General features: G+C 59.2%; 10 protein-coding genes, 3 pseudogenes and 1 other annotated feature. Of the genes and pseudogenes, 6 read left to right on the top strand and 7 right to left on the bottom strand.

Annotated features, from left to right (window positions below):
* Nucleotides 1–285 (top strand): annotated as a pseudogene (locus Q9295_RS17670) (integrase core domain-containing protein); the annotation flags it as partial.
* Nucleotides 286–584: 299 nt separating this feature from the next.
* On the opposite strand, the pseudogene Q9295_RS17665 reads toward Q9295_RS17670, so the two are convergent.
* Nucleotides 585–1220, bottom strand: a pseudogene (locus Q9295_RS17665) (IS5 family transposase); the annotation flags it as partial.
* Nucleotides 1221–1442: 222 nt separating this feature from the next.
* Between Q9295_RS17665 and Q9295_RS17660 the strand changes: the two are divergent.
* The 4 genes from Q9295_RS17660 to Q9295_RS17645 are packed head-to-tail and all read left to right on the top strand — an operon-like array spanning nucleotide 1443 to nucleotide 4426.
* The gene (locus Q9295_RS17660) at nucleotides 1443–1742 is read left to right on the top strand and encodes a hypothetical protein (RefSeq protein WP_306681911.1); all 300 of its coding nucleotides are present in this window, start codon (nucleotides 1443–1445) and stop codon (nucleotides 1740–1742) included.
* Between the two features lie 5 nt (nucleotides 1743–1747).
* Complete coding sequence (locus Q9295_RS17655; protein WP_306681910.1) at nucleotides 1748–3085, top strand: hypothetical protein; 1338 nt, start codon at nucleotides 1748–1750, stop codon at nucleotides 3083–3085.
* On the top strand, nucleotides 3078–4067 hold the full coding sequence (locus tag Q9295_RS17650) for a hypothetical protein (RefSeq protein ID WP_306681909.1): 990 nt from the start codon (nucleotides 3078–3080) through the stop codon (nucleotides 4065–4067). Before Q9295_RS17655 ends, Q9295_RS17650 begins: the two co-directional genes overlap by 8 nt.
* Nucleotides 4064–4426 carry a hypothetical protein gene (locus Q9295_RS17645; protein ID WP_306681908.1) on the top strand — a complete coding sequence of 121 codons (363 nt, stop codon included), beginning with the start codon at nucleotides 4064–4066 and terminating at the stop codon, nucleotides 4424–4426. Before Q9295_RS17650 ends, Q9295_RS17645 begins: the two co-directional genes overlap by 4 nt.
* Nucleotides 4427–4757: 331 nt before the next feature.
* On the opposite strand, the gene Q9295_RS17640 is transcribed toward Q9295_RS17645, so the two are convergent.
* Nucleotides 4758–5630, bottom strand: a complete 873-nt coding sequence (locus Q9295_RS17640; protein WP_306681907.1) for a LysR substrate-binding domain-containing protein — start codon at nucleotides 5628–5630, stop codon at nucleotides 4758–4760.
* A 102-nt stretch (nucleotides 5631–5732) separates the two neighbouring features.
* On the opposite strand from Q9295_RS17640, the gene Q9295_RS17635 reads away from it, so the two are divergent.
* Entirely contained in the window at nucleotides 5733–6437 is a 705-nt protein-coding gene (locus Q9295_RS17635; protein ID WP_306681906.1) for an SDR family oxidoreductase, read from the top strand.
* 424 nt (nucleotides 6438–6861) lie between these two features.
* Here the strand turns inward: Q9295_RS17635 and Q9295_RS17630 are convergent, their stop codons facing one another.
* The 5 genes and pseudogenes from Q9295_RS17630 to Q9295_RS17610 all read right to left on the bottom strand — a co-directional run bounded on the left by Q9295_RS17630 (nucleotide 6862) and on the right by Q9295_RS17610 (nucleotide 11213).
* Entirely contained in the window at nucleotides 6862–7623 is a 762-nt protein-coding gene (locus Q9295_RS17630; protein WP_306681905.1) for a DUF4394 domain-containing protein, read from the bottom strand.
* A gap of 106 nt (nucleotides 7624–7729) precedes the next feature.
* Nucleotides 7730–8287, bottom strand: a complete 558-nt coding sequence (locus Q9295_RS17625; RefSeq protein WP_306681904.1) for a fasciclin domain-containing protein — start codon at nucleotides 8285–8287, stop codon at nucleotides 7730–7732.
* A 225-nt stretch (nucleotides 8288–8512) separates the two neighbouring features.
* Nucleotides 8513–9673: pseudogene (locus Q9295_RS17620) on the bottom strand (IS3 family transposase); the annotation flags it as partial.
* Nucleotides 9402–9508: a sequence feature (AL1L pseudoknot), on the bottom strand. (Overlaps the previous pseudogene by 107 nt.)
* Before the next feature lie 104 nt (nucleotides 9674–9777).
* Nucleotides 9778–10566, bottom strand: a complete 789-nt coding sequence (locus tag Q9295_RS17615) for an amino acid ABC transporter ATP-binding protein (RefSeq protein WP_306681903.1) — start codon at nucleotides 10564–10566, stop codon at nucleotides 9778–9780.
* On the bottom strand, nucleotides 10560–11213 hold the full coding sequence (locus Q9295_RS17610) for an amino acid ABC transporter permease (RefSeq protein WP_306681902.1): 654 nt from the start codon (nucleotides 11211–11213) through the stop codon (nucleotides 10560–10562). Before Q9295_RS17610 ends, Q9295_RS17615 begins: the two co-directional genes overlap by 7 nt.
* Nucleotides 11214–11290 lie beyond the last annotated feature (77 nt).

Raw genomic sequence — 11290 nt, 5'->3', positions numbered from 1 at the left:
TCGAATGGTATTACATCGATCCGGGCAAACCGTAGCAGAATGGCTACATCGAGAGCTTCAACGTCAGCCTGCGGGACGAATGCCTCAACGAGGAGATATTCGACAGCCCGCCGCAAGCTGGCCCTGTGGCGCTACGACTACAACCACGTCAGGCCGCATTCCTCGCTGGGCAACAAGCCCACAGTGGAAGCGCGCCGAGCGCTTGGGCAATCTGATGGCTCCGCGCTCGGCGCGCTTGCCCGACCTGAAACCGACCACTATCAACCCCAAGGACTCTCGTTATGAACGAGGGACGACCGGGGGGCAGGTCAGCCATTACCCTTTGAAAAGGTTAAATTAATTGCGAGTTTGGTGTCTGCGCGCGCCAATGTACTCACCTTCAATTTTGCGCTTGGACGCTATGGTCTGCAGCAATGGCCAAGTCATTAACCGCCTCGCGCTGCAGCTTCCTGAGAAACTTCAAGTGATCGCTCTTGCGCCAATATCTGGCTGCTACGATACTTAGCGTCAGGTCTCATAACCAGAACATGACCGTCGGGGCGAGTAGCGACGCGCTTGCAATCTTTCAGTCGGCCAAACATCTACTCGATACGGCTGCGGCGGCGATCGAGGGACTTCCTCCCTGGGATGCAGGGCATGATCCCTTTGTTTTTCAGGGTAAATCGAATCCAATCGGCATCATAGCCTCGATCTGCGAGGCGGAAATCCGCTTCGGGAAGCGCGCCGAGCAGAGCTGCCGCGCCGGTATAATCGCTGATCTGTACCGCGCTCAGCAAGAAGCCCACTGGCTTGCCAGTTCGATCGGACAGAAGCGTGCAGCTTCGTGTTGAGGCCGCCTATCGTACGGCTGATCAGTGGCCTGCACCCCCCCCCTATGTCAACCGGAGACTTGAAAGGTTCGGTGAGCCTTCAGGAAAGTCGGGTCAATCATCAAGGCCGATGGATCGGAACGGGCCTCAGCCAGACCCTGCATCATGCGCGCAAACGCACCCATATCTCCCGAACGCTTCCAATCTCTCTTCGCGGGGGCGTATTCGGCCCGGGTATCCCGCCAGCGCAAGCCATGACGATTGATGAAGATATTGCCGCCCAGAACACGGCGTTCATCCACGCGAAGGCGGTCGTAAGACTTCGGGAAGAATGGCGCAAACAGCCCTTTGCTCTTCACTGAGCCAAGGCAGTTCACTGCATAAAGCAGGCCTCCTGAAGGAAGCATGAATAATGAAATCATTGCACGATCAATGGGTCCTGACCCTAAGCACATCAGTGCGGCGGTGGGTCAGCGGGACTGCGAGAGTAGAATCTTCTTAAATGATGCTAGTAAAATTTCTGAAATATTCTCCAACATATTCTGAAATAATTCAGCTCTAAATTCAGGTTTTTGGAATGAGCGTGGCGCCAATTTGGCCCAACCTAAGTGCAGATCAGGTTGGAGAGCGATAATGTCGATACATATGTCAAACCATGGACGTCAGCGGGGTCAGCAGCGCGGGATCCAGCAGAATGCCATCGCACTGGTGATGGCCCTGCACGATGTCGACCATGTGGTCGGAGATGATTGCCGCGCACTGAGGGTCAGTCGTCGTGAGGTGGCAGCAGCAGGTTTCGCCGCATCTGATCGACAAATTCTGGAGCGCCTGTGCGACGTGACAGTCGTTTGGAGTGACCGACACAATCAGGTCGTGACGGCCTTCAAAAGCCGCAAAAGCGCCAAGATGCGGCGCTACCTCGGGCGGGGGTGAGCGATATGGGAGAGGTCATTTCCTTGGAAAGCCATGATAAAAATCGCATTCGCCCCCAGAAGGGCGGTCAGGCGGAGCGTGCCGAGCGGTTGTGGTCGGCACGCATGCGGAAAGCTCCTTTTTCGGCCGCTGATCAGCAGCGTGCCGCGGCCAACACGCATGAATTGCTCGAAGAACTGAGAGATGTGTCTGGGCTGAGCAAGAAGGTGGTGGCGCAACGGGCTTCGCTGGGCGGCAATGGTACGGATTCGACCAAGCAGCTTTACACTTACACTTTGCCACCCGGCTCAGATAACGACAGGCGTGACAGGCTGGCGAAGAAGCCGGGGCGGTACTTCGACATCGCAAAGGCGATCGCCGAGATCCTCCAGAGAGATGCGGCCGAATTTCTGTGCAGGATCTTTGAGGGCTGCAGTTACGGCACCGGCGCAGAGTTTTCCGACGACTGGGACGAACAGGCCTGGATCGCCCTGGCGCAGCAGTTTTCGCTGATGGGGCGCAGTATCATCGCGGATATGAAGCTTGATACGTTTTGGCGCGAGGTCCAGAAGACCAACGGCATCTATGATGTCCGCAAAGATGAATTCAGGGTCGCTGGTCAGCGTTTGTGGCTCAATTCGCACGGGGAAGGTCTGGCGGCCAGCAGTATCTGCTCGGATGAGATCCCGCCCGTTCCCTCGGTCCGGCTGGCTATGAAACAGCTTGGCGCTGGTCAAAATGGGCTTCTGCAACTCAAAGGATGTCAACCAATCAGCGTGACATATCAGCATTGGCTGGACATCCGCCTTGCCTTGGCTCCGGCCGCGCGCTTTGACCGGATCGACAGTTTGCTGGAGTTCCGGACCGTGTTTGTTGGGATCGACGGACAGGGTGAGAGGGTGACCTTTGACAACCCGTTCACTGATGGCTCTGACAGGATCACTGCGGCAACCATCAATGGTCAGGTTCATCTGGTCGAACATGTCGAATTGGACTGGGAGGTCGTGCCTGAGAACCCCTATGTCGAGTGCGAGTACTCCTACTTCACGTGGCAGGAAGTCAGCCCTGGCCTCTTGCGACAGTTGTTCGACGGTATGGATCCCGATCTTCAGGCGATAGACCGCGCGCCTGACAGCTATTGGGAGGACCGGCCCCAGTCCCGCTTTCTCGCTTTTAGCAATGCCGCAATCATCCAACGGGAATTACTTTCCGGTGCCCTAGAGCAGGCCCTGACCGTGGAAATCCAGCGTCTGATGCCCTTGTTCAATTCGCATCGCAATCTGATGCGCGACAAGGCACGCGAAGCTGAGACCATTGCAGAGGCGCGCTGGATTGCAAAGATGAAAGGAGACGCCAATGACTGATCCTCAATTCCCCCGCATCAGCGAAGCGCAGGCGGATCGTGCGATCACGGATTTGCTGCAGGCCAGCCCGGTCGCGCAGAAACGATTTCTAGCAGTCCTTGGTCCGGAATTTGCGGATGCTTCGGTGGTCGAGATCAGCCGCCAAAGGCGCCATGCGGTCGACACAGGCAGCATAGATCTGGTTATGCGCCTTTCCAGCGGCTGGCAGCTTCTGGTCGAAAACAAAATCGACGCAGGCTGGAGTGTGACCCGCGACGGACAGACGCAACCTTTGCGGTATGCCCGGACGATTTCTGCTCTGGAGGCGCAAGGGCACAAGGTAAGGTCCGTGCTGATCGCGCCGCTGAGTTATCTTCAAGCTTCGCGCAATGCTTCCGAGTTCCAGCACAATGTCGCATATGAACAGGTGATCGGCGACGAGCGCAGCGTAGAGGCCGAACTTCTACGGGCCGCAATTGTGCAGGCCGCGACGCCATATGAGGCAGTGCCCAACGCTCTGAGCGGCGACTTTTTCACCGGCTATGCCAATCTTATTGCGCGCGAATATCCAGCGCTGGTGCTGAAGAGAAATCCCAATGGAGGGGAGACCCGCCCATCCGGGTCGCGAACCTTCTACTTCGAGGCAAAGCGCATGTTGCGTAACCATCCCGGACTGCCTCTTCCGAGAATTTCGGTTCAGGCATGGGACAGCAATGCCTCGATGGCTTCGGCAAAGCTTATGATCGCGGATTGGGCGCTTCACGCCCTCCAGGCGCCGCCCCCTGCAAGCTTGCGTGCGATCGGCGGCTACTTACGCCCGGCAGGACGCTCGCTTGGCCTAACGATCGACACGCCAAGGTTGGAGACACAGAGTGCCTTCGTTGGTCAGGAGGATGCCGTGCGCGCCGGGCTTAACGCCGTCGCGCGACTGGTCGATTGGTGGAACGTATCGGGAGCGGATATACTTGATTGGTTTCGCCAAACTCAGGAGTTCAGGGCATGAAAGTTCAAGATATGAAATCCGAGAAACTGGCGCTCCTGCGGGAGAGAGCACGGCGACTTCTGCTCAAATCGCCGTCTGATGTTGCCGCGGCCCAGGTGCTGCAAGCGGTTGACTTAGAATTGCAGCGTCGATTTCCGGGCCCCGATGACGGATGGACCAGCGGCCGTCAGGGCGAGCCACGCTTTTACCGTGAGAATGGGCAGGTTGTGGCTCTGGTCATTCGACTTGAAACCCACGGGGCGCAGAAGGGAGGGTATCTGATTGAGGCACGAGGCCAGCCGCTGCCGAAGTGTCCACGATTTATTGACGAGGCGCGCATCTTGGCGGAAGCAGCACTTCAACTGCAGACCCCGTCCTGACGGTGAAGGAGGGGCTTACGGACCATCTGTTGGTACCCCCTTTTTTGGTGCTGGAACGAGAGTTCATGTTGCCATCTTCAGTTCGGGTGCGAGCGATGGTCAGTGCTTGCTCGCTGTGAACGGCAGTTATGTTACTCGGGCTGCTATCCCATGAGGTAGTCGGGCCGCTTTCCAATGCTTTTTGATCCCGCCGTCACGAATGGACCTGAGCGGCCGGTCGGCGCTTTCAGGCACTGCTATGCTGCATTTCCGAAAGCTGCCGCTCGGAGTTGACACGACCGGATCGCGCCGCCACGGTCAGCTCTGCGGGACAAAGCCGCCGCTCGTCCTATCAAGATACGAGCTGCGTTTTGCACCATCCCCACACCGACTCGACAGCCGCCGCGGCAAACTGGGCCCGCTTCCGTATGAGGTAGTAGTCGGAGCTGGTCATCAAGGTCTTTCCTGACACCTGCGCCAGCCGTCCCGCATCAAGATCGGCTTGCACGAAGGCGCGGGCGGCAATTGCCACGCCATGGCCTGCCAAAGCCGCATCAAGTGCCAGCGTCGTTTGGTTGAAGACCGGACCTGGCAACGGGCCAGACATGGGCAGCAAAGCAGACCAATGGCCGTGAGAATCATGGAGTAGCGGCAGATCCAGCAGTTCATCGGGTGTAAGCGGAAGCGTCATCCGACCGACCAGATGCGGGCTGGCAACCGCCACCAGGTTCTGTCGGAACAAAAGATGCGCTTCTTGTGTCGAGGGAAAGGGGGGACGGGTCAGGCGCACGGCGATGTCGACTTGGTCGCGGTCGAAGTCGGACAGAGACTCGGTTGCCACGATACGCAACTCTACGCCGGGCAACGCGACGTTGAAATCGGCCAGGCGAGGGATCAAGAGCTTGGCGGCGAAGGTGGGCGTGACGCTGATTGTGACCGCGTTCGGGCGGGCAAGAAGGCGCGCTGTCGCCTCCCCCAAAGTGTCCAGTGCTCGTGTCACGTCGGCCAGATAGGACGCCCCCAGCGGGGTCAATGCCAGACCGCGCGGCAGTCGCTGGAACAGGGCAAAGCCGAGATGGGCTTCCAGTGCACGCACCTGCTGGGCCACGGCCCCCTGCGTCACGCCCAACTCATCGGCGGCAGCACGGAAGCTCAGCCTGCGACCCGCGACCTCGAAGGCACGAAGAGCATTCAGCGGCGGCAGGCCGCGACGGGAAAGGGACATGGACAGCCTGTAGGTTTTCTACATTCTGACAGGTTTCCTTCTGGCGCGAAACCCATCCCATTCTCAGGCATACTGTCTGAAAATCACGAGTCGGAGGCAGACATGTCGGAAGAAAAAGTCGCTATCATAACCGCCGGAGGGTCCGGCATGGGGGCCGCCGCTGCCCGCAAGTTGGCCCAAGACGGCTATCGCGTCGCCATCCTGTCCTCTTCGGGGAAGGGCGAGGCACTGGCGCAGGAACTGGGCGGCGTCGGCGTCACCGGTTCGAACCTCGTGGCGGATGACGTGCAGCGGCTGGTCGATCTGGCGATGGAACGTTGGGGGCGCATCGATGCCTTGGTGAACTCGGCCGGACACGGTCCTCGCGCGCCGATACTGGAGATCACTGACGAGGACTGGCACAAGGGGATGGAGGTCTATTTCCTCTCAGCCGTGCGGCCGATCCGGCTGGTGGTCCCGATCATGCAGGCGCAGGGCGGCGGCGCCATCGTCAACATCTCGACGGCTTGGGTCACCCAACCCTCGTCGATGTTCCCGACCTCGGCGGGGTTCCGGGCCAGCCTTGGCACGTTCACCAAGATCGTCGCGGACGAATATGCGGGCCAAGGCATCCGCATCAACAATATCCTGCCGGGCTGGATCGACAGCCTGCCCGCGACCGACGCGCGCCGCGACAGCGTGCCGATGGGCCGCTATGGCCGCGCCGAGGAAGTCGCGGACACCGTTTCCTTCCTGCTGTCAGAGGGTGCAGGCTACATCACAGGTCAGAGCATTCGCGTGGATGGCGGGCTGATCCGCAGCGTCTGAGGCTGGCTTCGTAACTGCCAAGGCAGCAGGTATCGCGGAGGTCAGTCCACTGGCGGTGCGCGTTTCTCTTGGCAGTTCGTCGTCCTATCCCAACTAGGCAGCAACAGTTGCCGGATCCAATCCTTGGACCGCTGGATCGAGAACCCGGAAGTGAACGGGCGCGAATTCTTGAGGCCAAGCCGGGTCCACGACAGCCTGCACCGGTCCCGAAGCAGTATGCCCGGATCGTCCGCGGCTGGGTCGCCTCGCTCGGCCCAAAGCTGTGGTTCATGCTCTAAAAATGCTGCGACGCAGCTTTGCCAAAAGCTGACGTTCGGCAGATCTGCTGGTGGCATGGGTAACATCCGCGCATAAGAAAGCGGCCCGCCAGCTTTAGGCTGGGGGCCGCCTTACGTGTTAAGAGCTGGACACTCGCACTGCTGGCTTACATCGCGGGCAAGATGGCGATGTCGCGGACGTTGGCGCCATCGATCTTACCAACTTCGGTCGTGGCTCCGGTCTCGAGGTTGACGGAATGGAAGCCGCCGTCAACGACAAGCCATGCCTCATTGCCGCCTTTGCCATCAGAGGCGATGTCGAAGCCGGCCTCGGCGGGTTTGACGCCGATTTCGCCGATCGGGTTCAGCTTGCCGTCATTTGGCGGATCTTGGAGAACCAGCCAGCCGGCTGCGCCATCAATATTGAAAAGCTGAGTCTTTTCAGTGCCCTTGTAGGAATTGGTATAGGCCCCGGCGATGATGTTCGGCGCGGTCCCATCGGCATAAGCGTGGCTGCCATCGGTCACCACTTCTCCGGTCTCAACGGTCACCCGCAGGCTGGTGCCGTCACTGCCCATCACGCGCAGCTTGTCGGCAACCGGGTTGAAATCGACCGTGGCGGAAACCCCTTCGGCCAGTTTGGTGGCAAGCGTGCTGACCTTCGTTGCCGCGCCGGTTTGCGGGTCGATGCTGGCCAAAGTGCCATCGGCAAAGACGCCGTACAGCAGACCATCTGCGGGACGCACATCGATGCCCAGGAGACGCCCTTCAACGCCTGTCACGGTCACACCGCCGGTGCGGGTCCAGCTTTCGGTGTCAAGCCAATGCAACTCATTCTCGCCCGAAAGACCGACAACGGTGGCCGCCATGGCAGGCAAGCCAAGGGCCGAGAGCAAGAGGCCGGCAGTGACCGATTTGATCGCATTCATGGAAATGTTCCTTCTTCGGTTGGGGGCCGGATATTCCGGCGGTAACGGGCCAAATCGTTGCGGTTGGCAGAGGCCGCGCGCGATAGGGCCCGGCTGAGCCAGAGGGTTAACCGGCCGGCAGCAAAACCTTATCGATCACATGGATGACGCCATTGGACTGCACCACATCGGCGATGGTGACAGTTGCCATGCCGCCGGTTTCATCGGTCAGGGTGACCATGTCGCCCTTAACCTCGGCGGTGATCTTGCAGCCGCCCAGTGTCTCGATCACATGCTTGCCGCCATCATCCGCGATCATCTTCTGAACATCGGCGGCCATGGCTTTGGCACCGACCACGTGGCAGGTCAGGATCTTGACCAGCGTGTCTTTGTTTTCCGGCTTCAGGAGCGTCTCGACGGTGCCTGCGGGCAGTGCCGCAAAAGCCGCGTTGGTGGGGGCAAAGACGGTGAACGGCCCTTCGCCCTGCAAAGTCTCGGCCAGACCGGCGGCCTGCACGGCTGCGACCAGCGTGGTGTGATCGGCCGAGTTCATCGCATTTTCAACGATGGTCTTATCGGCGAACATGGCGGCGCCACCGACCTTTGGATTGTCCTGAGCCAGCGCGGCACCAGCCGTGGCCAGAGCCAAACAGCCTGCGACAAGCGCTTTGGTAAGGGTCTTCATCTGACTTCCTCCTAAATATGTCGGCCCGTTGAGCGGGGACAGAGGAAGACACGGAGGCGGGTTGCGAGAAGTTTCAGGCCCGGCCGATTTTTTTGCGCGGGCCTGATTTTTACCTTTTGCGGCAAGTTTTGCGCAGGATCAGATGTTAAACAGATCGCCCACGGCCAGAACCGGCCCGGTCGGCTGTGAACCGCGCCGGGTTTGCCGGAGGCCGATTGACGTTAGTTACGCGGCCATGGCTTCAGTTTCCACAGGTGCATAGAAGTTGGCCTCGGCTTCTGCGGGCGGGATGTTCCCTATGGGCTCGAGAAGACGGCGGTTGTTGAACCAGTCCCCCCATTCGAGCGTCGCGTATTCCACGGCTTCCAAGCTGCGCCATGGGCCACGGCGGTGGGTGACCTCAGCCTTGAACAGGCCATTGATCTTCTCAGCCAAGGCGTTGTCGTAACTGTCGCCGACGCTGCCCACGGAGGGTTCGATACGCGCCTCTGCCAGCGGGTCCCTGTCGCGAATGGACAGATATTGCAATCCTCGGGCGCTGTGGTGGATCAGCCCCCTACCTTTTGCCGGACGTCTGTCATGGGCGGCTTGCTCCAGAGCATCGAGAACGAACCCTGCATGAGCCGTGGTGCTGACGCGCCAGCCGATGATCTTGCAGGCATAGGCATCGATGACAAAAGCGACGTAAGCGAAGCCTCTCCAGGTCGCGACATAAGTGAACCGAAGGTCCGCGCAGCGAATTCGCTGACCCACAGCATATTCGGGGCAGGAACCCGGAACTGGCGGTTCACCTTATCCACTGGGCAAGGCTGGTTCTTGTTCTGCATCGTCGTCCGATGCGGCTTGCCCCAGATAACGCCCTAAATGCCCATGATCTTCATCATCCGGCCAACGGTGCAGCGGGCGACCTCGAAGCTCTCACAGCGCAGTTGCCGGCTCGCCATTGGGCTTGAACAAATTTCGTCTTCAATGGCTCGCCTTTGCGCACTCCATAGACCTGATAGTTCTCTTCGAAGACGCGTCGGATCTCATGGCGCAACACTTCGTCCCTCCGCACGCGAGCGGACAGGCGCATCGGATCGGATCGCCTTGCCAGATGGGCGTAAGAGGTGGATGGGGTAATCGGCAGAAGGCTGCAGATCGGCCCGACTCCGTGGCTGCCCCGATGGGCATCAATAAAACCCACCATCACTTCGACCGGCGGTCGAGCCGCTACAGGCAGTGCTCGAAGCAGTGCCGCTCTGCCTTTCGCACCATCGCAAAATTACGCTGACGCCTTGCGCAGGATCACCCTCGCCATGGTCTCTCGAACCGGTGGCGTTCCCACGGCTCGACTTGCCGCAGTTCCCGGTTCTCGCGTTCGAGGGCCTTCATTCGATTTCGCTCCTCTTCCAGCCAAGAAAGCGTAGCGAAAAATTCGAGCCTCAAACGGTCCAGTTTCCGCGGGTCAGATCAAGCACCGAAAGCATCCATTCCTCTGACAACTTTTGTTAAAGAACCATCGACAGGAATTTCCCAAGCCGTGGATCTTCGGGGTGGTCAAAGAAATCCGCGGGCGTGCGGGTCTCGATCAACTGACCCTGTACCATGAAACTGACTTGATCGGCGACCGAGCGAGCAAAGCCCATCTCATGAGTGACGACGACCATGGTGATGCCAGTGCCAGCAAGCTCTTTCATCACCGCCAGAACTTCATTGACCATTTCGGGATCAAGCGCCGAGGTCGGTTCGTCAAACAGCAAAACCTCGGGCTGCATGGCAAGGGCGCGGGCAATGGCGACGCGCTGCTGCTGGCCGCCCGAAAGCTGCGAGGGTAATTTCTCTATATGGGAGAGCATACCGACCCTGTCGAGCAATTGCTCAGCCCGGGCATTGGCCTCATCCCGGCTCAGACCCAAGGAGCGCACCGGCGACAAGGTTAGGTTCGAACGCACGCTCATATGTGGGAAAAGCTGGAAGTTTTGGAACACCATGCCGACCTTGCGTCGCAGATTATTGATCTCGCTACGCGAGCGCGGCGGCAGGTGGCCGCCTGCAATCTGGATCTCGCCGCTGGAGATGGTTTCAAGCCCATTCAGCGTGCGCAGAAAGGTCGATTTGCCACTGCCCGAAGGGCCGACGATACAGGCCACGGCACCGGCGGCGAGGGAGAAGCTGACCTTATTCAACACTTCAAAAGCGCCGTAGGATTTGCACACATCGCGGCAGTTGATCTGGGGTAAAGCGGAAGCGGGGCGGGCGGTGGTGATAGCCGAGGCCGAAAGCATTGAGGTCACCATTTTGAAGATTTCAGTTCGAAGCGTTGCGCAAGCATGCTGAGCGGGAAGATCACAATGAAATACATCGCGCCAACTGCAGTGAAGAGTTCGAGATATTTGTAGTTTTGGCCCGAGATTACCGTGGCGCGGTAGGTCATTTCTGCAACCCCGATGGATGACAGCAGGCCCGAGACTTTCAGCAATGAGGTGCCGAAGGTCACGAAAGGCCCGGTCATCGCCCGCAATGCCTGCGGCACAACCACCTTGAGCCAGATGTCGCGCTCGGGCAGGCCAAGGGTAAAGGCCGCCTCGACTTGCCCTTTCGGTACGGCTCGTATGCCAGAGCGGAAGATCTCGCTGAGGTTCGATGCGGCATAGCAGGTCAGCCCGATCAGCCCCGCCCCGACAGGCGAAAGGCGTAGATCGAAGATCAGCGGCACGCAGTAATAGACCCAGAAGAGGATGATCATTTCCGGCATCGATCGGAACGTGTCGGTGATCAAGTTGCACAGGCGGCTGTAGGGGCCGTCATCCAGCCTTCCCAGACACAGCAAAACCGCGATGGGAATGCCAATTAGGCAGCCCGCAAAGCAAAGCAAAAGTGTCTGTAGAAAGCCCGCCAGAATCTCGGGCATGAATTGTATCACGATGGCGAAATCAAATTTCATCTTCAGCCAGCCTTAGGGTCAGGACTCGTTCTTGTGTCATAGCCAGAAGATGACGGTTGCGGCGAGGGCGACGACGG

Source organism: Pseudogemmobacter lacusdianii (assembly GCF_030848395.1).
In the GTDB taxonomy this organism is placed as follows: Bacteria; Pseudomonadota; Alphaproteobacteria; order Rhodobacterales; family Rhodobacteraceae; genus Pseudogemmobacter; species Pseudogemmobacter lacusdianii.
This window is presented reverse-complemented; position numbering and strand designations above follow the sequence as displayed.